This is a genomic window from Bacillus sp. FSL R5-0585 (genome assembly GCF_038004545.1).
Lineage (GTDB): Bacteria > Bacillota > Bacilli > Bacillales > Bacillaceae_G > Bacillus_A > Bacillus_A cereus.
In genome coordinates this window covers 209,067-232,146 of sequence record NZ_JBBORJ010000001.1, presented here as the reverse complement: position 1 = coordinate 232,146, position 23,080 = coordinate 209,067, and the positions used below count along the sequence as shown (strand labels likewise).

The window sequence follows — 23,080 nt, the reverse complement described above, 5'->3', positions numbered from 1 at the left end:
TAATTACACTTAGTTATTGTTCTTCCCAAAAATCTCTTCTTGCAGGCGACGACCAGTCGGCGTTGCTGCAAGTCCACCTTCTGCTGTTTCACGAAGTGCTACTGGCATCGTTTGTCCGATTCTAAACATTGCCTCAATTACTTCATCACATGGAATTGTACTCGTTACACCAGCTAATGCTAAATCTGCTGAAATCATCGCATTCGCAGCTCCTGCTGCATTACGTTTTACACAAGGTACTTCTACAAGTCCTGCAACAGGATCACACACTAAACCAAGCATGTTCTTTAATGAAATTGCCATCGCTGTAGCTGCTTGATCTTGTGTTCCACCAGCCATCTCAACTGCAGCTGCAGCCGCCATTCCACTTGCTGAACCAACTTCAGCTTGGCATCCTCCCGCTGCACCAGAAATACAAGCGTTATTCGCAACAACCATACCGAAAGCTCCTGCTGTAAATAAGAATTCAATCATTTCTTCACGTGTAGGCTGCAATTTTTCTCTTAGTGCAAATAGTACACCTGGCACTGTTCCAGCAGAACCTGCTGTTGGTGTTGCACAAATAATTCCCATCGCTGCGTTTACTTCATTTGTTGCAACAGCTTTGCTTACTGCATCCAAAATCGTATCTCCAGATAAGCCTTTTCCGCTCTTCATATACGCTTGAACTTTTACAGCATCTCCACCAGTTAAACCAGTTGGTGATTTCACGCCGCGAATACCACGTTCTACTGCTTGCTCCATCACGACTAAGTTCTTTTCCATACCAGCAATTACTTCTTCACGTGAAATACTTCTTGTTTCCATTTCACATTGAATCATAATTTCTGCGATTTTTACATTTTGTTCTTTAGCTTGCGCCACTAGTTCCGCTGCGTTCCGAAACATGGTGTGTCCCCCCTGCAATTATTCCATAATAGTTACTTGACAAATATTTTGTTGCGCTTTTATTTCTTCAATTACTTCATCTGCTAATAATTCATCTGTTTCAATGACCATAAGCGCTCTTCTTCCTTTTTCTTTACGAGAAACACTCATTGTGCTAATGTTAATCTCATGTTTCGCAAGGATTGAAGCTACCGCTGCAATAGCACCGAAGCGATCGTTATTTACAATAAGTAGTGCTGGGCTCGTGCCTGATAATTGAAGATCGAATCCGTTTAATTCTACAACTTCAATTTTACCGCCACCAATTGAGCAAGCAACAACTTCAATTTCATCTTCACCTTTATACAAACGAATTCTCGCTGTATTTGGGTGAGGTGCATTGGCATCTTCTTCAATGAATTCCACTTCAATTCCGCGCTCTTTTGCTATTTCTAGCGCCTCTGGAATACGTAAGTCATCTGTTTCAAATCCTAATATTCCACCGATTAGTGCTACATCCGTACCATGCCCTCGATACGTCTTTGCAAATGATCCATATAACGAAATGCTTACTCTTTCTGGTTCATGACGAAACAGCTGGCGAGCAACTTGCCCCATTCTTGCTGCGCCTGCTGTATGTGAACTTGATGGTCCAATCATAACTGGACCGATAATATCAAATACTGAGCGATACTTCATCATAACTCCCCCTAAACCTCTATGAAAAAATTTATTCTACTATTCTATTAAGCTGCTACATCTGTCGCTTTTCCAGTTGTACCACGAATTTGTTCTGCTGTACGAATTGGATAGTTTTTGAATAAAAGTAATCCAATATAACCTGAAATAATACCAGTTATCATAATACATAAGAATCTTAGCATTATTTTCATTTAAAAATGATACAAGATAATCCAGAATAAAGTCTGGTAGCAATCCAAAGTTTAACACAGAAGCCATTGCAAGCATAGCATAAACAAGTGATATAACCATTGCTAATGCAACTAAATTTGCACCCGCTATTCCGCCTAGACTACCTGCTGATGTTCTGAACTCTTTTAAAGAGTGGTGTACCAATTAAATCTCCACTACCTTATTAATAAAAAGCTTCTACTAAGGAACTCGTAATAGCTACACTTGCTAATCATATCGTTTAGCTAAAAAGTGAAAAAGACTTATGACAAATAATAGTAATATCTTTCCTATTATAATTCTCGTGTTACTCTCTCATGATTTAGTCAACTTCACTTGTTACGATAATGACTAAAATACATGCGACTTATCATAAATTATAATCTGCCCTCATTATAGCTTGTTTTTTATAAAACGCTTACTTTTGTTGAATTTTAAAAGTTCTGAATAAAAGTCCATTTCTGCTATTTGTATCACTTGTATGTCATCTGACTTATATAACAGTTTTTCTAAATAATCATTATTTCGTATTTTTATCCTATATATTCAAACCATCCTAATTTTCTGTATCATCCAAGTATAAGTATAAAATAATAACAGTTTTATTTTTAAATTTTTTTAGACATAAAAAAATGGTAACCCGCTGTTACCATTTTTTACAAAATTATTATTTTTCTACTGGGAATGATTTCAAATCTGTCGCTATTTCTGTATTAGAAAACAACTCTCTAGCCTCTTTCAATAATTCCTTATATGTATCTCCTTGATAGCGAGAACTAATGTGAGTTAATATTAGTCGCTTCGCATTTGCCTGAAGTGCAATGCTCGCAGCTTGCTTAGATGTAGAATGAAAATAATCATACGCTTGTTGCTCATCTTCTGCTGCGAAAGTCGCTTCATGGACAAGTACATCTGCATCTTGCGCAAGCTCCCTACTCGCTTCGCAATATCGCGTATCACCTAAGATAGTAATAATTCTTCCTTTTTGAGGTGGGCCGATAAACTCATTTCCATTTAATATCGTGCCATCCTCTAATTCAACTACTTCACCATCTTTTAAACGTTTAAAGATTGGACCTGGTTTCACACCCATCTCAAGCAACTTATCAACTAAAAGAGCACCTTGTATATCTTTCTCTACAATACGATATCCAAAGCATTCTATACCGTGTGACAATCTTTTCGTTTCTACATAAAATTCATTATCTTCAAATACGGTACCTTCTTCTGTTATCTCCACAACTTCAAGTGGATATTTCACATGTGTCGTACTTACCGATAATGCCACTTCAATAAATTGTTTAATTCCTTTCGGTCCATACACCGTTAAAGGCGTAGTTCCTCCTTGAAATGAACGGCTACCTAATAAACCAGGCAATCCAAAAATATGATCGCCATGTAAATGCGTAATAAATATTTTTTCAATGCGGCGTGGACGTACAGATGTATGTAATATTTGATGTTGCGTGGCCTCGCCACAATCAAATAACCAAGTTTGTCCTCGTTCTTCTAACAATTGTAAAGCAATTGCTGAAACGTTCCTTCCTTTTGAAGGAACACCTGCACCAGTTCCTAAAAATACAAATTCCACTTTCTTTCCTCCAGCTCTAAATATACTCTATCTCTCATCTTACGGAATGTTATTTCAAATGGCAAATTGAATTTACATAACCAAACATCTAGACAACTATATAACACGAACGTTATACTCAAAAAATTTAGCTATCGTTCGTGTTTTGTGTTAAAATAATTATACTACATTTTAAGGGAGCGTTTTATTATGAAAGAAGTATTTCGTTTACAAACTGATTTTTCATCTTCATTTGATCGCTGGGTAAGTTCTTTCGTGTCTGATCACCCAGCACAATTAGAATGGACAACTTTAAAGGAATTAATCCATGAATATACAACATCACATACAAATGATACGTTACCAGCATATATTTCTTCAGCTTTAACATATTACGCCCAACGTGTTTCAACTACAAACAGTTCAGAGATTGTTATTTTTGAAAACCCTACAATCTCGTAATCTATAATAAAAAAGCACTGGTTACAGTGCTTTTTTATTTATACTTATTTAACAAATGATCATATTCCGTCCAAAAGTCTGTATACATACTTTGATCAAACTCATCTAAAATTATCTTTTCACTTGATTTATTGAATAATTCTTTTGCCTGTAGCGCAAAAGAAACAATTTGTTTTCTATATTCATTTTCATTTACTTCTATATGAAGCCCTTCATAGTATATAGCCTTTTGATCAGTAGAAATAACTTTGACAAAATCCTTTAAAACCACATTTTCACCTATATGGTTTATAGTCCAATGAATTGAAATTGGGCATCCTAACATGAGCATAGTGCCACATCCGTGCAAAATAAGCCCCTCTTCATTTTCAATATCACAAATATATTCTTTATCTAAAGTTCGTAACAGAGCTAAAGCTGATTCACTTATTCCCCATTCCTCATCCATACCTGTTTGTGTAATAATCGTTCCCTCCACATTTAAATAAATTTCCCCGTGAGAACATAAATCTTCCTGCTCATTAAACAACCACTTTTGATTCTCAATATTTATAATAAAATTTTGTGGTCCCATTACAAATTCCCCTTTTATAAAAATATTTATTTTTCATATTATTTATAATCAATATCATACATTTCATCCCACATATCTATTATAAATCCGTTTAATATTTTAAAAACACAGATAAAAAAGATATTGACACTACAATTTTACAGTGCTAACATTCAACATGTAATTGAATATGGTCTCTGTTAGGTGAGGCTCCTGTATAGAGAAACGCTGCTGCCCAAAAATGTCGAGAGACGCCAATGGGTCAACAGGAAAGGTCGGAATGAAGGCCTTTTTTAATGTAGCTGGTTTCAGTACCTATGCTATACAGTGCTAAAACTCAACGAGGGAGAGGTGCATGTATTTTGTCATACACAAAAACTGTTTTTATTTATGTCTACTAACAGTCTTTGTTGTGGACTCTTTTAACTGCGAATTCAGACCTTTACTCGTTTTGAGTAAAGGTCTTTTTACGTCTATATGCACCTTACTATGAAACAAACATAGCATATTCAGAAACTACTAAATTGTACGGAGGTGAGGAACAGTTGGCAATTGATGATTCGGCCCAGATACCCATACGTTTTACATTCATATTTCATCATGTAGGTAGGAAAGAAACTGTTCCTCACCATTTCAAATAGTTAGGTAACAGATTGTTTCCTCCTTCATGACAGAGGAGGAACTACCGATGTTTAATTTACAAAGACAAGAAACAAAGCATGCTTATGAGCAAGATAGCATGAAAACAAATAACGAATTATTAGTGGAGGTTGCAACACAAGATGTAAGCTCTGCGTTAAAACTTTTAGAAACAACACAAGATGGATTATCTAAACAAGAAGCGTCTCGTAGACTTTCTTTATATGGTCCGAACGAAATAGCTCATAATAAAATGGCACCGTGGTACATTCAATTTCTGTCGGCATTTAAAAATCCATTTATTTTCGTTTTATTAGCTCTTGGAGCACTCTCCTTTTTCACGGATGATATGCAAGGAACAATTGTCGTATCTGCAATGGTACTACTTAGTGCAACAATTCGGTTTTCCCAAGAATTTCGTTCTCAAAAAGCTGCCGATAAGTTAAAGGCTATGGTTCGAACAACTGCGAGCGTATTTAGAATAAATGGATTTGTACATGAAACAAAAAATGTAACGAATTTAAATCGAAATTACACAACAGAAATTCCAATTGAGGAACTTGTACCTGGCGATATCATTTCCCTTTCAGCCGGTGATATCGTTCCAGCTGATGTGCGTATTGTATCCGCTAAAGATTTATTTGTTAATCAATCTTCTTTAACAGGGGAAGCACTTCCTGTAGAAAAATACGAACACTGCTACCATACAGAAAATAAGCATATCTTACCGAAAAACATGAAAAAAAATTACAATCCACTCGATATGGAAAACCTTTGCTTCATGGGAACAAATATTGTAAGTGGTAGCGCAAAAGCTGTTGTCATCTCAACAAGTACCGATACGTATTTCGGCTCTTTAGCAAATAAGGTAATTGGAAAGCGTTTAGAAACAAGCTTTGATAAAGGTGTAAACAAAGTAAGCTGGCTCTTAATTACATTCATGCTTATTATGGCACCTATTGTCCTTCTCATTAATGGATTCACAAAAGGAGATTGGCAAGAAGCTTTCTTCTTCGCTATTGCCGTCGCTGTTGGCCTTACACCTGAAATGTTACCAATGATTGTAACTGCTAATTTAGCTAAAGGTGCCGTTAACATGTCTAAACAAAAAGTAATTGTAAAACAGCTAAATTCTATTCAAAACTTAGGTGCTATGAACATTCTTTGTACAGATAAAACCGGAACTTTAACAGAAGATAAAGTGGTCCTTGTTCGTCACTTAGATCCCAAGGGAAATGAATGCAATCGCGTCTTGCAATTTGCCTATTTAAATAGTTTCTATCAAACTGGATTGAAAAATTTAATAGATAAAGCTGTTATTAAGCATACAGAGGAAAACAATACATTTAATCCATCAGCTTTTCAAAAGCTAGATGAAATTCCATTCGATTTCGCCCGCCGGCGTATGTCAGTTATCGTAAAGGATATTTCAGGTGAACATACAATGGTTTGTAAAGGTGCCGTAGAAGAAATTTTATCAATTTGTAACTACACTGAAGTGGATGAAAAAATCGTTCCACTCACCGAGGAAATACGTTCAAATGTCAAAAAACTAAGTGAGACACTAAATAGTGAAGGTATGCGGGTTATTGCTGTGGCTTATAAAAAAGATAGAAGAATAAATGATACAGAGTACGCAGTAAAAGACGAAACTGATATGATTCTCGCTGGATATATCGGCTTTTTAGATCCACCGAAACCATCTGCAGCAGCTGCAATTCAAGCATTACAAAAACATGGTGTACAAGTGAAAATTTTAACTGGCGATAACGAAATTGTTACAAGAAAGGTTTGTAAAGAAGTTGGATTAGATATCGGCGAACCAATCCTCGGTTACGAGATTGATTCTTTACCAGATAAAGCATTAGCAAAACTTGCTGAAGAAACGACTGTATTTACGAAGCTTAATCCAATGCAAAAATCTCGTATTATACACGCATTACAAGAAAATGGACACACTGTAGGTTACATGGGAGACGGCATTAACGATGCTGTAGCATTACGTGAAGCTGATGTCGGAATATCTGTTGATACTGCTACTGATATTGCGAAAGAAGCTTCCGATATTATTCTACTCGAAAAAAGTTTAACTATATTAGAAGCAGGGATTTTAGAAGGACGTACTACATTCGGAAATATTTTAAAATATATTAAGATGACAGCTAGCTCTAACTTCGGTAATGTGTTTAGCGTGTTAGTAGCAAGTGCTTTCATTCCTTTTTTACCGATGCTTGCCATTCATCTTTTAATTCAAAACTTACTTTATGATATTTCACAACTTTCTATTCCATGGGACAAAATGGATAAAGAGTTTCTAGAAAAACCACGAAAATGGGATACTGCAAACTTACGAAACTTCATTATTTGTATCGGCCCAATTAGTTCTATATTTGATATTATCACATACGTAGTCATGTGGAATGTATTTGGTGCAAATACACCGAGCGAGCAATCATTATTCCAGTCCGGTTGGTTTGTCGTTGGATTGTTAACACAAACTTTAATTGTTCACATGATAAGAACACAAAAGATTCCATTTATTCAAAGCACTGCATCAACACCAGTCGTTTTATTAACCGCTCTTATTATGGCAATCGGGATTTATATTCCATTCTCACCACTTGGTGCAGCCGTTGGTTTACAAGCATTGCCACTTAACTATTTCCCTTGGTTAGTAGGAATACTATTAGGCTACGCTTTTTTAACACAATTCCTGAAAAAGCTTTATATTAAAAAGTTTCGTAGCTGGTTGTAAAAATAAGAATGAGTGGGTATCCCCCGCTCATTCTAAAAAACATAACACATATTATATATGGAGGTGACCATGATGGTATGGTACGACATTGTATTCAGGTTAGTTATAGCAATTATTGTAGGAGCTTGCATTGGAATGGAAAGACAATGGAGACACCGAATGGCTGGGTTACGGACAAATGCTCTCGTATCACTTGGTGCCTGTATATTTGTTTTATTATCCGTCATGCTTGATCATGATGCTAGCCCATCCCGCATTGCTGCTCAAGTCGTTAGTGGTATTGGATTTTTAGGGGGTGGCGTTATTATCCGCGATGGTTTTAGTATTAGAGGGCTAAATACAGCAGCTACTTTATGGTGTGCAGCTGCTGTCGGTACTCTTACAGGCGCCGGTTTCCTCGTTGCAGCTATATTAGGTGCAGCCGGCGTGTTACTAGCAAATATACTTCTTCGCCCAATTGCTCTTTTTATGAATAAAAAATCAAAAGAAGAATCACCAGAACAAACGAACTACTTACTTTCCCTTACTTGTTCAGAAGAAAATGAAGCACATATTCGTTTTTTACTTATGCATATGGTAAATACAGAAGGAATCGGTTTAAAAGAGTTGTATAGTGAAGACGTAGATTCTAATCAAAAGGTGTGTATACAGGCTACATTACATTGCAAGACAAATGCGGCTATCTTAATCGAAAAAATAGTAAGTAGAATGCTATTAGAATCTGGCGTTACTGGAGCTGGATGGAAGACTTCTTTAAATTTAGAAGCGAGTTAACTAGGAAAGGTGTCATGATTTTACTACTTCATGACACCTTCTACATAAACTTATTTTCTAACTTTTGTTGAAACGACTTCTCTTGCTTACGTAGTAGTTGACTACCTCGTTGTAAAATCGGTGTTCCATACTTATCGTTAATTTGATCAATGACAGCAAGTAGTGGTTCTTTTTTCGCATCCTCTTCAAATGAAAATAAATCTAATTGTTTCACCGATTCTGTCTTCCACTCTATTTCAGTAGCTGTAACACCTAGTAAACGAACGGAATCACCATCCCAATGTTGCTTCCATAAACGGGATGCTGCTTGAAAAATATCGCGTTCTTCCCAAATTGCATTTTTCAATTGCTTACTCCGTGTTACTGTTCGCCTATCATGGTATTTAATCATAATTTGAATATTATAGCTGACAAGGGTTCGCTTTTGTAATCTTTTACTCACTGATTTTGATAACCGTTCTAACATATCAAGTAATTCTTTCTCTTCATCCATATCCTTTGAAAAAGTCATCGAGTTACCGACACTTTTATGTTGGCCCATTTGACTCGAATCCACTTCCCTATCATCCGTACCTTTTGCACGCTTTTGTAAATCAATACCGTGCTTGCCAATTTTAGCGCGAATGATATGCTCGTCTCCCTTCGCTAACTGTTCAATTGTATGTATATGAATTTCATTTAATTTTTCAGCTGTTTTTTCTCCAATCCCATGCATTGCTTCAACTGAAAGCGGCCAAATCATTTCTGGAATATCACGTTTTCGAAGTACGGTAATACCGAGAGGTTTTTTCATATCAGAAGCTGTTTTTGCTAGGAAAAGATTTGGAGCGATTCCAATACTACACGGAAGCTGCAACTCTGTTAATAGTGCTTGTTGAATCATCTTTGCTATTTCAAGAGGCGAACCAAGTGCGTAGCAATCTGTAATATCTAAATATCCTTCATCTATTGAGACTGGTTGTATCTTTTCTGTAAAACGAGAAAGGACTTGAAACATTTGAAATGAAGCTTCGCGATATAATGTGAAATTAGGACGCCTTACAACTAATTGCGGGCATAACCTTTTCGCTTCCCAAAGGGGCATCGTCGTACGTATTCCGTATTCTCTCGCCTCATAACTACATGTTATAATAATTCCTTTTCTCTCTTTTTCATTTCCAGCAACCGCTAATGGCTTTCCTTGTAATGATGGATCATGAGCAATTTCAACAGATGCGAAAAAGCAATTCATATCTACATGTAAAATAACACGACCATTTTTCGGATACATTTCTCGCATAGTACTCACTCCCTAATCAGAACGTTCGTTCTTTTATTATATCAAATTTTGCACAATAGTTATAATAATTACTTGTTCTTTTTTATAATCGATATAAATCGAAACTTTAATCAACTCTCACTAATCGGACTTTTACGGGCAGCAGGGCCCCCACCTAACTTCTTTACTTTCGCTGAATTTTGAGGTAGGGGTCTTACTGTCCGGCAAATAGCGGGATAAACTCAACTATACATTCCTTGTAGTTATATTAATCATTGCAATTAATTATTTACTACTTCCGATTTTCAATATGAATACGTTAGGGTTATTCCCTCGTCTAGTACATGTAGCAACAACGTATATACTTCCATAGTTTTTCTTATATTCGCTTATACGCCTTGTAAAAACAATCGAATCAAAATAAAAAGCGTGTAAATCATAATTGATTTACACGCTTTTTATTTTCTATTACTTCGCTACTTCTTCAATAATTGCAACAACTAATTCTGCTGTTTTTGCTAATTCTTCAACAGGAATCTTCTCGTTTGTTGTATGAATTTCTTCATAACCAACCGCTAAGTTAACTGTTGGGATATCATGTCCTGCAATTACGTTTGCATCACTTCCGCCACCACTTTGGTGAAGAGAAGGTGTACGACCAATTTTTTCAGCTGCACGTTTTGCAACTTCTACAACGTGATCGCCATCAGCAAATTTAAATCCTGGGTACATAACGTTTACTTCAACGTCTGCATGACCTCCCATTTCTTTTGCAGTTGTTTCAAATGCTTCTTTCATTTTCGCAACTTGTGCTTCCATTTTCTCATTAATTAAAGAACGAGCTTCTGCAAAGATTTGTACATGATCGCAAACGATATTCGTTTGTGTACCACCTTCAAAACGTCCAATATTTGCAGTCGTTTCAGAGTCAATGCGACCAAGTGGCATCTTCGCAATTGCTTTCGCTGCGATAGTAATTGCAGATACACCTTTCTCCGGCGCTACACCAGCGTGAGCTGTTTTCCCGCGAATAATTGCGTTCACTTTCGCTTGTGTTGGAGCTGCAACAACGATTTCACCAACTTTTCCATCGCTATCTAATGCGTAGCCATATTTCGCTGTAATACGCTCACGGTCTAATGCTTTTGCACCAACAAGACCTGATTCTTCTCCGACTGTAATAATAAATTCTATTTTACCATGAGGGATATTTTTCTCTTTTAAAACACGGATTGCTTCGAACATTGATGCTAATCCAGCTTTATCATCCGCACCTAAAATTGTTGTACCATCTGATACGATATATCCATCTTTAATAGAAGGCTTAATTCCATTACCAGGAACTACTGTATCCATATGAGAAGTAAAGTAAATTGTATCAACACCATCTTTTGTTGCTGGTAAAGTACAAATTAAGTTACCTGCACCATGACCAGTTACAGCCATTGTGTCATCTTCAAATACTTCTACACCTAAATCTGTAAATTTCTTCGTTAATACTTTGCAGATTTCTGCTTCAAATTTCGTTTCAGAATCTACTTGTACTAATTCCATAAATTCATTTACTAAACGTTCTTGATTAATCATAAGACTGCGCCTCCTGCACTACCATTATGTATGTAACACTATTAATTATAACAGAATTTCGCAAAAGTTTCGAAATACAAGACAAAAAACAGATGGTTTACATGTCTAGATAACCATCTGCTTTCTATTACTCATTTAACAATACCCAGCGCATATGATCTTCCCACACGCCATTTACCATTAACATCTTCCTAGACACGCCTTCATATTGAAAACCTATCTTCGTTACTACTTGTATAGATGCTAAATTACGAGGCATAATCGGAGCTTCTATACGATGTAACTGAAATTCCCCAAAAGCAACTTGAATTGCTTTTCTAAGCGCTTCTGTCGTATACCCTTTGTTTAACTCTGCTTTATCTAATTTATAACTGAGTACACAAGATTGATAAATGCCACGAACGATTAAATTAAATGAAATACACCCAATTATTTTCGTATCATCACCCTTTTTAAAAATCCATAGTCTGATGATTTTCCCTTCTTCGAACTCTTTTCTATCCTTTTGCAACTTTTTCTTTTGATAATCTAGCGTAAAAAAATCATCCGGTCTATACTCTTCCCAAGCTTTTAAAAATTCACGATTTCTGTCGTAATATTGAAGAACTGTTTCAGCATACGACTCATCAATTTCCCTTAAGTATAAACGATCTGTTTCGTATATTTTCATCATCGTATCTCCATTCTTCAGCTTGCCCAACTAAAAATTAACAATATACCCTTTTACTATATTCTCTATACACACTCAAATTTCCTGTTATATTTTGCAATCCCCTCCCGAATTTTGTCCTCACTCTCCCCTTGTCCATAATTTCATTTCTCGTTACAATGAAATTGTACTGATTTGCAAGGAGGTATAACGATGCATAAAAAAGCTCAAAAAGTTATGGTTTATGTGATGCTGATTTCTATGCTTGTAACAACATTACTTGCTGGCGCGAGTATGTTTTGGTAAAAAGGGCGATGTGTTCGTCCTTTTTTTACTTTTTACACATGACAAAATAAACCATCTCGACATCGAGATGGTTTATTTTATATAAAACACAATCGCTACAATACTAAAGGAAAATGACATTACAAGTGCTATTACAAAACTTGTATATTGTTTCTGCTGAAATGCTCCAATAACAAAAGTTAGATTAAGTAATGCCATACATACAATCGCTACAAGATAAGAACATATATTAAAAGTTGCCAATATGAATGTAATAACAAATAGAAATCCCATAAAAAACTGCATATACGAAAGTTTTGGATTCAAGTACATATGAGCAACCCCTTTATCTAATTTTATCTTTCTATATTCTCATTAACGCACGGTTATGTACACATGTCAAGACAACTTATTATAATAGAAAAAGCCAACCTTTTCGTTGGCTTTTTCATATGCAACGGCTCCTTTTTCTTTTGCCAATTGCTGAAATGATTTTTTCGATTTCACAATCCATACTTTCGTTCCAATTGGAATGCGATCAAACAAATATTCCACATCGTTTTTCTTCATTCTTATACACCCTTGTGAAATATACTTTCCAATTGAACTCGGTTGGTTTGTTCCATGTATTCCATATTTACTTCCATCAGTTCCTCTTGCATTAAATCCAATCCACCTTGACCCAAGTGGATTTTTTGGCGACCCACCTGGAATATCCTTCGCAATATAATACGGATCCTTCGCTTTCATTACAACATCAAAAGTTCCTTCTGGAGTTAATTCATTCGTTTTCCCTGTCGCTACTGGAAAAACCTTTTGAATCTTTCCATCGTCAATGTAAGCTAATTTATTCGTTGCTTTATTTACAATAATAAAAGGATCTCCGGCACGTGGATTATCCCCAAGAGGCCAAATCGGCGATAAAGAAAGACATAATATGATAGAGAGAAGATACGGCATAGATAATTCCTACCTTCTATATAAGTTCTTTTATATTATCCTTTCCCTTAAAGCGACTTTTAATGAGTAAATATTGTTCCATTTCATACACAAGTTGAACAAGTTTCGCACGTATCTCAAATTCTTCGCGTGTAGCTGGCAATGGCATGTCTCTAAATAATTCCCTCATTTCTTGAAGCTGCCTTAAGGAAATAACCCCGGTACTCTGAGGGCTAATAGCATTACCAATGTTTTCAACCACATCCGCAATCATGTCAGCTTGTTCATATGTCCACGATAAAGAAGCTGCTAACGGAATCATTCGCTCTAAAATTTCGAATTGTTGCATGCGCATATTAAAATAACGATAATAATAGTCATCTTCTCGCATAAATGCATTCTCAAGTTTCTTAAACGATAAATCTCTAGCTTCATTTAGCATATTTTCAGTTTCAATAAGTTCTGCCCCACTCCAACTACTTTCTCGATTTCGTAAATACACAACCATTTCAAACAAAATCGTTTTAAAATTGCTCTCTATTTTATCCTGATACTCTTTTAGCTTATTTTCACTACTCGGCATATACATATTTACTAATAACGCCACGCTAATCCCTATCGTTAATATAGCAATTTCATTTCCAACTATAAGCCATGTAATTTGCTTCAATGAATATAGATGCATAACAATAACTGAACTCGTGACAATGCCTTCTTGAATTTTAAGCATTACTGCAGTCGGAATAAATGTAAGTAACAATATGCTAATTGCAAGTGGTGTATAGCCGATCGTTTCAAAAATACAAAACGCGAATACCATTGATAATACACACGCTAGAAAACGATGTAACGACACTTGAAGCGATTTGCGCTTCGTATTTTGTACACATAAAATAACTAAAATACCTGCTGAACTATAAAATTCCAACCCTAATAACTGAGCAATAAAAACTGCCGCGCCTGTCCCTATTGCTGTTTTTACTGTACGGTATCCAATTTTAAACATATCATTACTCCTATATGTATAAACGTATTTACAGCTAGTATAAAAAAAGGATGACACAATGTCATCCTTTTCTACTTATTATTCACATAACCTTTTCATATTACAATATTTTTTGTAAAAATTGTTGCGCACGTTCACTTTTCGGTGCTGCAAAAAATTCTTCTGGCGCACTATCTTCTACAAGCTTTCCTCCGTCCAAGAAAAGAACACGATCTGCCACTTCTTTTGCAAAGCCCATTTCATGTGTAACGATAGCCATCGTCATTCCTGTCGTAACTAACGATTTCATAACTTCTAACACTTCTTTCACCATCTCTGGATCTAGCGCCGATGTCGGTTCATCAAATAACATAACTTCGGGTTCCATTGCTAACGCTCTTGCAATTGCTACACGTTGCTTTTGTCCTCCCGAAAGACGATTTGGATACGTATCTTTTTTATCTACTAGTCCAACCTTTTCTAAAAGTTTCTCAGCTTTCTTTTCAGCTTCTTGCTTCGTTACCCCTTTTACATTGGTAGGAGCATACGTAATATTTTCTAATACAGTCATATGAGGAAATAAGTGAAAATGTTGAAATACCATACCGACATTTTCACGAACATGCATAACATTCGTTTTCGGATTCGTTACTTCTTCCGTTCCAATCCAAATGTGACCATCCGTTGGTGCTTCTAACATATTCATACAACGTAAAAATGTTGATTTTCCTGATCCAGAAGGTCCTATAATTGCAACTACTTCCCCTTTTTCAATCGTTGTTGTAATTCCTTTTAATACTTCGTTTTTACCAAATGATTTATGAAGGTTTTCAATTTTAATCACTTTTCTTCATTCTCCCTTCAATTGCCTTCCCGACTAATGTAAGAATAATGACTAACATATAATAAATCAGTCCAACAAAAAGTAATGGTTCAAGATATTTAAATGTCTCACCGCCTACGATGTAAGCACGACGCATTAAATCAGTCGCGCCTATTACTGTTACTACAGCCGATTCTTTCGTAAGTGTCGCAAATTCGTTCACAAGCGCTGGTAATATATTTTTTAATGCTTGAGGGAAAATAATATTTCTCATCATTTTTCCGTATGGTACCCCTAAAGCCATTGCTGCTTCTGTTTGTCCTTTATCAACCGCTTGAATACCAGCACGAATTACTTCTGACATGTATGCACCTGAATTCAAGCTAAATGCAAGTACAGCAGCTAAGAATGCTGGTATTTCATAACCAATTATTTGCGGGACACCGAAATAAATAATCATTAATTGCAATACAAGGGGTGTACCACGAAAAATTGATGTATAAAAATCTGCTGCTATATTTAATGCTCGTATTCTAGCAATTTTACAAAGTGCTAATAGCGTTCCTAAAATAAATCCTGCTAAAGCTGATACTGCTACAATTTTCAAAGTAACTTCTAAACCTTTTAGTATATATGGTATCGAAGGCGTAATCGCCGAAAAATCTAAGTTCATTCTTTTCATTCCCCTCACAGAAAAGTGAAAGGCAGCTTATTTTCCGCTGCCAAACCATTTCTTCACTAATTTATCCATTTCTCCATTTTCTTGCATTTTTTTAATTACTTTATTAAATTCAGCTGTTTTATCACTGTTTTTTGGAAGGGCAATTGCTGCTCCAACTTCTTCTGGCGCTTCTTTAATTTCAACTCCTTGTAAATCTTTCATTTTCTCTAAATAATTTTTAGCAACTGTGTCTTCTATAATTGCAGCGTCAAAACGACCAGCTTTAATTTCTTGTACGATTTCTGGTATACGGTCACGTCCCTCAACCTGGAAATCTACTTGTTTTTTAAATTCTGCTGCTTTCTCTTCTTGAATAGACCCTGTTTGTACTCCTACTTTTTTCCCTTTTAAATCCTCTACAGATTTAATGTTAGAATCCTTTTTAGAAACGACCATATTTTTCGCAACAAAATAAATATCTGTAAAATCAACATTATTTTTACGCTCTGCAGTTGGCGTCATGCCTGCCATTACGAAATCAACTTTTCCTGAACTAAGAGATGCTAATAAACCACCAAAATCCATATCTTTCACTTTCACTTCATACCCAAGTTCTTTTCCGATATATTTAGCAACATCAACATCAAAGCCGATAATTTCATCGCTCTTTGACGCATCTACATATTCATAAGGTTTATAATCTGCTGAAGTTCCCATTACGAGTACTTTTTTATTTCCTTTTGTTTCTTTCGATTCCCCATTACTACAAGCGCTGAATATACTTACAATTAAAATAAGTGCAAACGATATTGATACTAACTTCTTCATCTTTCTTCCCCCTAATAATGTATATTTAAAAGTTTAATAGAATATTTATTCGATGTTTGTATTGTATCAGCTCTTTTATTTTTATGCAATATATAAAATAAAAATAAATAACAAAACAATATAAATGCTATTTTTTATGTATAAAATGATGCATAAAATAACACGACTATGCATATTCCATAAATTTTAATAATAAATAAAAAAGGCGGCACATCCACTTGATTGTGGACGTGCCGCCTCTTCTCTTATTTTTTATAGTTCTTCACAATTCTCTTCAAAATATGATTGTAGTTTCGCAATAACTTGCATCGGTTCATGACCTTCAATTTCATGACGCTCTACCATCGTTACAATTTTTCCATCTTTTAATAAAGCAAATGATGGAGAAGAAGGTGGGTACCCTTCGAAATATTCACGCGCTCTTGCTGTCGCTTCTTTATCTTGACCTGCAAACACCGTTACAAGGTGGTTAGGACGTTTATCATAATGTACGGAATGCGCAGCAGCAGGACGAGCAATACCACCTGCACAACCACATACAGAGTTTACCATTACAAGTGTTGTTCCATTTCTTTTAAACGCTTCTTCTACCGCTTCTGGCGTCGTCAATTCTGTATATCCAGCAGAGACAATCTCTTCACGCGCTTGGCGGACAACATCATTCATAAAAAAGTTAAAATTAATCACTCTTTTCCCTCCTCTAAAACTACCTATTTGTATCTTACCAGTTAATGTTTATGAAATACAAGTAAGTTTACTTGTATTTCAGTATAGAAAAGGTGTTAGAGCTCTTGCTCTAACACCTTTTCTTTAATGACCACGATGTTTTTGCTTTGCTTTTTGTACTTTCATTAAACGTCTTCTTTCTTTTTCAGCTTCTCGCTTCTCTTTAGACTGCACTTTCTTTTCTTGTTTATGCAATTCATAAGATAAACTAATCGCCTCTTGCGCCTTAGTAAAACGTTTAATATTTATTTCTTTTGCTGCTTGTCGTATGATACGCTTTATGTTTTTAGGACGCTGTTTTTCTTTAACTTCTACACCACATTTTGCAAAGTGCTGAAAATGCTCTAAAAGTGAACCATTCACAAACATAAGCACTTCTTCATCTGACGGTTCCGCCCCAAAAATATACCTCGCCCCATACAATTTCCCTTGTTCTTTACATGTAATGATTCCAACAAAAAATTGGCCATCATGATATACTGTCAAATCCATTGACAGCCCCTCCTTTAAAAGATTAGAAATACAGGACATCCCGGAGGGGAAGGTTACTGACATGAAATCATGCGTCTGGACTACCAACCAGAACTGTGTTTTTGTATTTCTTTCACTATTATTATATCTTTTTTTCCATAATCTTCATATATTCAGCAATCATTTTTTTATGCGATCCTACAATATAGTCAGGTAGTTCTGTTACTGAAAAGAATTTAAGCTGAACTGCTTCTTCTTTATTCATAACAAAATCCCCTTCGTATTCATCCGTATAATAGGCGGTTGTTACAGATTGAAATTCATCACCGTTTGCTAATTTTGTAAAGTAGTTCGCTCCAGAAAATACATTGATTAGTCGCAAGTTCTTCACTTTTATTCCTGTCTCTTCATATACTTCACGATAAGCTGTTTCTTCTGGTGATTCACTAAGCTCCATTAGCCCACCAGGTAGCCCCCATTTTCCGTACGGCTCTGTCCGCTGCTGCAATAAAACATATCCATTTTCATTTATAACGAGTACAACAGCACCAACTAAAATTAAAGGGCGATGACCAACTATTTTTCGTAATTCTTCTACATATCCCACCGTATCGCCTCCTTTTTCGTTGTCCACACTATTGTATCATATGTACGAAACGACAAAATGCGTATATTTTTCATTTTTTTAACAAAATATTTATTTTATGTGATTCATCTACTGTAGCTAACATAATAGATTCGACTTCTGTACTCTCCTCTAGAAATTTTCTCGCCCACGCTTCTGTTTTTCCTAATAATGCAAGAACATCTTTCTGTATCCTCCCATCCTTTACTAATACAAAAGAAACTGGAGATTTTTTTCCCGCCACTTTAAGATCAAGCCGCGAAACTGCTTCATATTCTGGATACCGAAATATAGAAACGACACCGTTCGCTTCCCATAATGCTAATTTGATCGTTTGAATATCGCTCACATTTCGCATACGAAGTTCCGAAAACAAATATTCCACGGTAATTCTCGCCTTTTTCAAATTGCTAAAATCAATGGAACCATTATGTATAAGAATGATAGGTGCTGGCTCTAAAAAACGTCTCCATCTATCCCATTTCAGCATTAAAACTGAGCTTATAATATGAAGTACAACGAGTATGAACGTTGTAATCATCGAGCCCAGTAACCCTACTTTTTCATCAGACAATGCGTTAGAAATATTCCCACCAAGCAATAACACTAATACAACATCTAAAAAACGAAGTTGTGCGATAGACCTTTGCCCCATCGCTTTCGCAACTAATATTAAAAATATGTATGCTATAATAGCCCGAATAACCCATTCACTATTAGAAAGATGCCGTGCTCCTTCAAAAATATGCATATGCATCACTTTGCACTCCTTACCCATCTCAAACTGCTATCCTGTTTTAGTTTGCAACGTTTATGAGCATATATGTAAAAAAGCTGGTTCGTTTAAAAACGAACCAGCTTTTTTTACTTAACTGAAAACATATATTTTTTATACGTTTTCCGTACCGATAGTATGAGCCCCATCATAATCATATTCGAGAATAAGGAACTTCCCCCATACGATAAGAAAGGTAATGCAATCCCTTTTACAGGCATTAATCCAACGATCATACCGATGTTTTGGAATATTTGAACTGTTAATATACCGATCGATCCAGCGCATAATAATGTACCAAATAAATTATCAGCGGAATAACCGATAATAATTGTTCGATATAGTAGTAATAGGAACAAGAAGACAACTAAGGCTGCTACGATAAATCCACCTTCTTCGGCAATTGTAGCGAAAATAAAGTCAGTATGCTTCTCTGGGATATAGACGCTTCCTCCCCCAAACCCTTTACCTTCCATTCCTCCACTACCTACAGCTAAAATCGATTGCTGTGTTTGATAACCTTGGTCTGCATTTTCAAATGGATTTAACCAACCTACAATACGCGACTGTTGGTGAGGTTTTAGTAAAGTAACTAACTTATTATAGAAAAAATCTGGATACTTAAAGAAAATAAATATTAATGTAGATAATATGGTCACCGGAATAACTGTACATAATGCTATCAATTTCTTTTGAATACCTGACATAAATAAAATACATGCAATAGCAGCAGCATATAAGAACACCATACCTGTATCCGGTTGGCTATATACAACAGCCATAGGCGGAAGAGAAACTAGCATAATTTTACCTACTAATTTTAAATCCGTTTGGAATGTCCTTGCCATATACTGCGCATTATGTTTCACAGCTATGCTTGCTACTACAAGAAGCAATGCAATTTTGAAAAACTCAGACGGCTGAATTTGTCCAAGCACTGGAAAAACGAACCATCTTTTTGCACCTAATTTTTCAGGTGTGAAGGTGGAAACCGGTAGTATTTTCAAAAGAATAAGTGAACCAAACCCGGCAATATAAAGTGGCCAAGACAATTTTTGCAATTGATCTAAGTCGATGCTTGCAACAAGAAGTAACAATACAACCCCAATTATGTAGTTAACACCTTGTTTCATAGCAAAGTTTGCAGCTCCATACTGTCCCGTTTGCTGACTGCTATATATAGCAGCTATACTCGTCACACATAGTGCACACAAAATTAAAATTAATTTTACATCTAAACTTTTTAGAAACTCGGTACTTCTTTTCATGACATCCTCCTGAAACATTGTTACGGCAAAAATAAAAAACCAGGAGTCAACATTCTTCATGTTTTGACGACTGATTACACATTATCTATAAAACACTTATATAGAATAACTCTCTTTTTCATACAATACAATATATTATACTACAGTTTCATCAGTAAGATTTGCCAAAAAAATTATTCTTTTCTTATTTTATATCCATATACCATATATCAGCAATGTATTTTCTTAAATTCCTAATACATAATCGTTTATTGTAAGATTACTGGGAAAGATATTTATACATATAGTAGGATGTAGATGAAGAAATAAGATAATAAAAAGCTCGCATAAGCGAGCTTTTTATTAATATACAGATGTATTATTTTCTGACATGTTTTCTAAAATTTCTTTAACACGTCCTAAGAACTTACCACAAATTAAACCATCAAGTACTCGGTGATCAAGTGATAAACATAAGTTAACCATATCACGAGCACCGAACATACCGTTATCCATAATTACTGGGCGTTTTACAATTGATTCAACTTGTAAAATAGCCGCTTGTGGGTAATTAATAATACCCATAGATTGAACAGAACCGAATGACCCTGTGTTATTAATTGTAAATGTTCCACCTTGCATTTCGTCTGCTTTTAATGATTTCGTACGTACTTTTCCTGCAAGTTCTGTAATTTCACGAGCGATACCTTTAATTGTTTTCTCGTCCGCTTGCTTAATTACTGGTACAAATAGTTCTTCCTCTGTTGCAACAGCGATAGAAAGATTAATATCTTTCTTCTGAACAATTTTATCGCCAGCCCACATTGAATTAATTTGAGGATACTCTTTTAACGCTTGTGCTACTGCTTTTACGAAGAAAGCAAAGAACGTTAAGTTAAAGCCTTCACGCTTCTTAAAGTCACCTTTAATTGAGTTACGGTATGACACAAGGTTCGTCACATCTACTTCAATCATCATCCAAGCATGTGGTGCTTCATGTTTACTACGTAACATGTTTGCTGCGATTGCTTTACGCACACCTGTTACTGGAATTTCGATATCTCCAGGCATTGTAGGTACAGAAACTGGTTTCGCAGCTTCTACTTTTTGCGCTACTGGTGCTGCTTTTGGTGCTTCTGGGCGAGCTTCTACTACTGCCGCTACAGCTTCCTCTTTCTTCGCCGCACCTGCTTGCGGAATATTTCCAGATTCCACTAGCTTTAAAATATCTTTACGAGTGATACGGCCGTTTGCTCCCGTACCTTCTACTAAACCTAAATCAACGTTATGCTCACCCGCAAGTTTTAACACAGCTGGTGAAAAACGTGGTTTTCCATCAGTTGGTTGTTTTACTTTCGGTGCTTTTTCAGACGTAGCTACTTCCGCCTTTGGTTCTTCTTTTGTTTTTTCCTCAACAGCTGTTGCTGCTACTTCATCTGCGCCTTCTACTTGAATCACACAAACTACTTCACCTACAGCTAACGTATCACCTTCACCAGCGATTAACTCTTTCACAATCCCCGTGAAAGAAGATGGTACTTCAGCATTTACTTTATCAGTCATTACTTCTGCAAGCGGATCATACTTGTTTACGTGATCGCCAACATTAACGAGCCATTTACTAATTGTGCCCTCTGTAACGCTCTCCCCGAGCTGAGGCATTGTAATATTTTCTACAGCCATGTATAGTCCCCCCGATTAAAATTCCGCAAGTTCACGCATTGCTTTTTCAACTTTATCTGGATTTACCATAAAGAATTTTTCCATTGTTGGTGCATATGGCATTGCTGGAACGTCTGGACCTGCAAGACGTGCGATTGGCGCATCTAAATCAAATAGACAGTTTTCAGCAATAATTGCTGCCACTTCACTCATAATGCTTCCTTCTTTATTGTCTTCTGTTACAAGAAGAACTTTACCTGTTTTAGAAGCTGCTTCAATGATTGCTTCTTTATCTAATGGATATACAGTACGTAAATCAAGAATGTGTGCAGAGATGCCATCTTGTGCTAACTTTTCAGCCGCTTGAAGAGCAAAATGAACACATAATCCGTACGTGATAACTGTAATATCATCACCTTCACGTTTTACATCTGCTTTTCCGATTGGTAATACGTAGTCATCCTCCGGCACTTCACCTTTAATTAAACGATATGCACGTTTATGTTCGAAGAATAATACTGGATCTTCATCACGAATGGCTGCTTTTAATAAACCTTTTGCATCATATGGTGTAGAAGGGATAACGATTTTTAAACCTGGTTGGTTTGCAAACATCGCTTCTACAGATTGCGAATGATACAATGCACCGTGAACACCCCCGCCAAATGGTGCACGGATTGTAACTGGACAAGTCCAATCATTATTAGAACGATAACGAATTTTTGCTGCCTCAGAAACAATTTGGTTTACTGCTGGCATGATGAAATCAGCAAACTGCATTTCAGCGATTGGACGCATCCCATACATTGCCGCACCAATTGCTACTCCAGCAATTGCAGATTCTGCAAGCGGTGCATCAAGCGCACGATCTTCACCAAATTGATCATACAAACCGTGTGTCGCTTTAAACACGCCACCTTTTTTACCAACATCTTCTCCTAAAACGAATACTTTCTCATCGCGTTCCATTTCTTCGCGCATTGCTAATGTAATAGCATCAATATAAGACATTACAGCCATGAAACGT

Annotated in this window: 25 protein-coding genes and 1 riboswitch; of the genes, 4 read left to right on the top strand and 21 right to left on the bottom strand. The window is 36.0% G+C overall.

Annotation, left to right across the window (positions count from 1 at the left end; all coding sequences use genetic code 11):
* Positions 1–9 precede the first annotated feature (9 nt).
* The 4 genes from sdaAA to rnz all read right to left on the bottom strand — a co-directional run bounded on the left by sdaAA (position 10) and on the right by rnz (position 3,370).
* A complete protein-coding gene (gene sdaAA, locus MKY38_RS01300) occupies positions 10–888 on the bottom strand; it encodes an L-serine ammonia-lyase, iron-sulfur-dependent, subunit alpha (RefSeq protein WP_000489461.1) in 879 nt (292 codons plus the stop codon).
* Positions 889–906: 18 nt separating this feature from the next.
* Positions 907–1,566, bottom strand: coding sequence for an L-serine ammonia-lyase, iron-sulfur-dependent subunit beta (sdaAB, locus tag MKY38_RS01295; RefSeq protein WP_000877450.1), 660 nt, complete (start codon positions 1,564–1,566; stop codon positions 907–909).
* Between the two features lie 47 nt (positions 1,567–1,613).
* Positions 1,614–1,760 carry a hypothetical protein gene (locus tag MKY38_RS29235; RefSeq protein ID WP_370685670.1) on the bottom strand — a complete coding sequence of 49 codons (147 nt, stop codon included), beginning with the start codon at positions 1,758–1,760 and terminating at the stop codon, positions 1,614–1,616.
* A gap of 686 nt (positions 1,761–2,446) precedes the next feature.
* Positions 2,447–3,370 (bottom strand): ribonuclease Z, encoded by a 924-nt coding sequence (rnz, locus tag MKY38_RS01285; RefSeq protein ID WP_000397455.1) that lies wholly within the window; start codon positions 3,368–3,370, stop codon positions 2,447–2,449.
* Positions 3,371–3,559: 189 nt separating this feature from the next.
* Between rnz and MKY38_RS01280 the strand changes: the two genes are divergently transcribed.
* Entirely contained in the window at positions 3,560–3,811 is a 252-nt protein-coding gene (locus tag MKY38_RS01280) for a DUF3932 family protein (RefSeq protein ID WP_000665709.1), read from the top strand.
* A 34-nt stretch (positions 3,812–3,845) separates the two neighbouring features.
* On the opposite strand, the gene MKY38_RS01275 is transcribed toward MKY38_RS01280, so the two are convergent.
* Positions 3,846–4,385 carry a hypothetical protein gene (locus MKY38_RS01275; protein WP_341047888.1) on the bottom strand — a complete coding sequence of 180 codons (540 nt, stop codon included), beginning with the start codon at positions 4,383–4,385 and terminating at the stop codon, positions 3,846–3,848.
* Between the two features lie 168 nt (positions 4,386–4,553).
* Positions 4,554–4,721: riboswitch (M-box (ykoK) riboswitch) on the top strand.
* 331 nt (positions 4,722–5,052) lie between these two features.
* Between MKY38_RS01275 and mgtA the strand changes: the two genes are divergently transcribed.
* Positions 5,053–7,758 carry a magnesium-translocating P-type ATPase gene (gene mgtA, locus MKY38_RS01270; protein ID WP_341047886.1) on the top strand — a complete coding sequence of 902 codons (2,706 nt, stop codon included), beginning with the start codon at positions 5,053–5,055 and terminating at the stop codon, positions 7,756–7,758.
* A 72-nt stretch (positions 7,759–7,830) separates the two neighbouring features.
* The gene (locus MKY38_RS01265; protein ID WP_065222889.1) at positions 7,831–8,532 is read left to right on the top strand and encodes an MgtC/SapB family protein; all 702 of its coding nucleotides are present in this window, start codon (positions 7,831–7,833) and stop codon (positions 8,530–8,532) included.
* Between the two features lie 40 nt (positions 8,533–8,572).
* On the opposite strand, the gene MKY38_RS01260 is transcribed toward MKY38_RS01265, so the two are convergent.
* The 3 genes from MKY38_RS01260 to MKY38_RS01250 all read right to left on the bottom strand — a co-directional run bounded on the left by MKY38_RS01260 (position 8,573) and on the right by MKY38_RS01250 (position 12,050).
* The gene (locus tag MKY38_RS01260; protein WP_065222888.1) at positions 8,573–9,811 is read right to left on the bottom strand and encodes a DNA polymerase IV; all 1,239 of its coding nucleotides are present in this window, start codon (positions 9,809–9,811) and stop codon (positions 8,573–8,575) included.
* Positions 9,812–10,258: 447 nt separating this feature from the next.
* Positions 10,259–11,377 (bottom strand): tripeptidase T, encoded by a 1,119-nt coding sequence (locus MKY38_RS01255; RefSeq protein ID WP_070180491.1) that lies wholly within the window; start codon positions 11,375–11,377, stop codon positions 10,259–10,261.
* A gap of 127 nt (positions 11,378–11,504) precedes the next feature.
* Positions 11,505–12,050, bottom strand: a complete 546-nt coding sequence (locus MKY38_RS01250; protein ID WP_001987197.1) for a GNAT family N-acetyltransferase — start codon at positions 12,048–12,050, stop codon at positions 11,505–11,507.
* A 189-nt stretch (positions 12,051–12,239) separates the two neighbouring features.
* Here MKY38_RS01250 and prli42 point away from each other — a divergent pair, with 189 nt between their 5' ends.
* Positions 12,240–12,332, top strand: a complete 93-nt coding sequence (prli42, locus tag MKY38_RS01245) for a stressosome-associated protein Prli42 (RefSeq protein ID WP_000549040.1) — start codon at positions 12,240–12,242, stop codon at positions 12,330–12,332.
* Positions 12,333–12,404: 72 nt separating this feature from the next.
* On the opposite strand, the gene MKY38_RS01240 is transcribed toward prli42, so the two are convergent.
* The 13 genes from MKY38_RS01240 to bfmBAB form a co-directional block, all read right to left on the bottom strand.
* The gene (locus tag MKY38_RS01240) at positions 12,405–12,644 is read right to left on the bottom strand and encodes a DUF3894 domain-containing protein (protein ID WP_000281167.1); all 240 of its coding nucleotides are present in this window, start codon (positions 12,642–12,644) and stop codon (positions 12,405–12,407) included.
* 66 nt (positions 12,645–12,710) lie between these two features.
* Positions 12,711–13,271: a L,D-transpeptidase gene (locus MKY38_RS01235; protein WP_001146566.1), complete on the bottom strand. Its 561-nt coding sequence runs from the start codon at positions 13,269–13,271 to the stop codon at positions 12,711–12,713.
* Positions 13,272–13,287: 16 nt separating this feature from the next.
* The gene (locus MKY38_RS01230; protein ID WP_065222886.1) at positions 13,288–14,256 is read right to left on the bottom strand and encodes an aromatic acid exporter family protein; all 969 of its coding nucleotides are present in this window, start codon (positions 14,254–14,256) and stop codon (positions 13,288–13,290) included.
* Positions 14,257–14,356: 100 nt separating this feature from the next.
* Complete coding sequence (locus tag MKY38_RS01225; protein WP_000590206.1) at positions 14,357–15,079, bottom strand: amino acid ABC transporter ATP-binding protein; 723 nt, start codon at positions 15,077–15,079, stop codon at positions 14,357–14,359.
* On the bottom strand, positions 15,072–15,731 hold the full coding sequence (locus MKY38_RS01220) for an amino acid ABC transporter permease (RefSeq protein WP_001046916.1): 660 nt from the start codon (positions 15,729–15,731) through the stop codon (positions 15,072–15,074). The genes MKY38_RS01225 and MKY38_RS01220 overlap by 8 nt, the downstream gene beginning before the upstream one ends.
* A 36-nt stretch (positions 15,732–15,767) precedes the next feature.
* Positions 15,768–16,547, bottom strand: coding sequence for a transporter substrate-binding domain-containing protein (locus MKY38_RS01215; protein WP_000737675.1), 780 nt, complete (start codon positions 16,545–16,547; stop codon positions 15,768–15,770).
* Positions 16,548–16,799: 252 nt separating this feature from the next.
* Positions 16,800–17,213, bottom strand: coding sequence for a BrxA/BrxB family bacilliredoxin (locus tag MKY38_RS01210; protein ID WP_001979317.1), 414 nt, complete (start codon positions 17,211–17,213; stop codon positions 16,800–16,802).
* A 144-nt stretch (positions 17,214–17,357) separates the two neighbouring features.
* Positions 17,358–17,765: a YjdF family protein gene (locus tag MKY38_RS01205; protein WP_000366599.1), complete on the bottom strand. Its 408-nt coding sequence runs from the start codon at positions 17,763–17,765 to the stop codon at positions 17,358–17,360.
* A gap of 121 nt (positions 17,766–17,886) precedes the next feature.
* Positions 17,887–18,351 carry an NUDIX hydrolase gene (locus MKY38_RS01200; RefSeq protein WP_000542551.1) on the bottom strand — a complete coding sequence of 155 codons (465 nt, stop codon included), beginning with the start codon at positions 18,349–18,351 and terminating at the stop codon, positions 17,887–17,889.
* Between the two features lie 70 nt (positions 18,352–18,421).
* Positions 18,422–19,126: a DUF421 domain-containing protein gene (locus MKY38_RS01195; RefSeq protein WP_000550961.1), complete on the bottom strand. Its 705-nt coding sequence runs from the start codon at positions 19,124–19,126 to the stop codon at positions 18,422–18,424.
* A 107-nt stretch (positions 19,127–19,233) separates the two neighbouring features.
* Positions 19,234–20,412 carry an FtsW/RodA/SpoVE family cell cycle protein gene (locus MKY38_RS01190; protein ID WP_078385474.1) on the bottom strand — a complete coding sequence of 393 codons (1,179 nt, stop codon included), beginning with the start codon at positions 20,410–20,412 and terminating at the stop codon, positions 19,234–19,236.
* 342 nt (positions 20,413–20,754) lie between these two features.
* Positions 20,755–22,074: a dihydrolipoamide acetyltransferase family protein gene (locus tag MKY38_RS01185; protein ID WP_078385476.1), complete on the bottom strand. Its 1,320-nt coding sequence runs from the start codon at positions 22,072–22,074 to the stop codon at positions 20,755–20,757.
* 15 nt (positions 22,075–22,089) lie between these two features.
* On the bottom strand, positions 22,090–23,073 hold the full coding sequence (gene bfmBAB / locus MKY38_RS01180) for a 3-methyl-2-oxobutanoate dehydrogenase subunit beta (RefSeq protein ID WP_000290071.1): 984 nt from the start codon (positions 23,071–23,073) through the stop codon (positions 22,090–22,092).
* Positions 23,074–23,080: the final 7 nt, after the last annotated feature.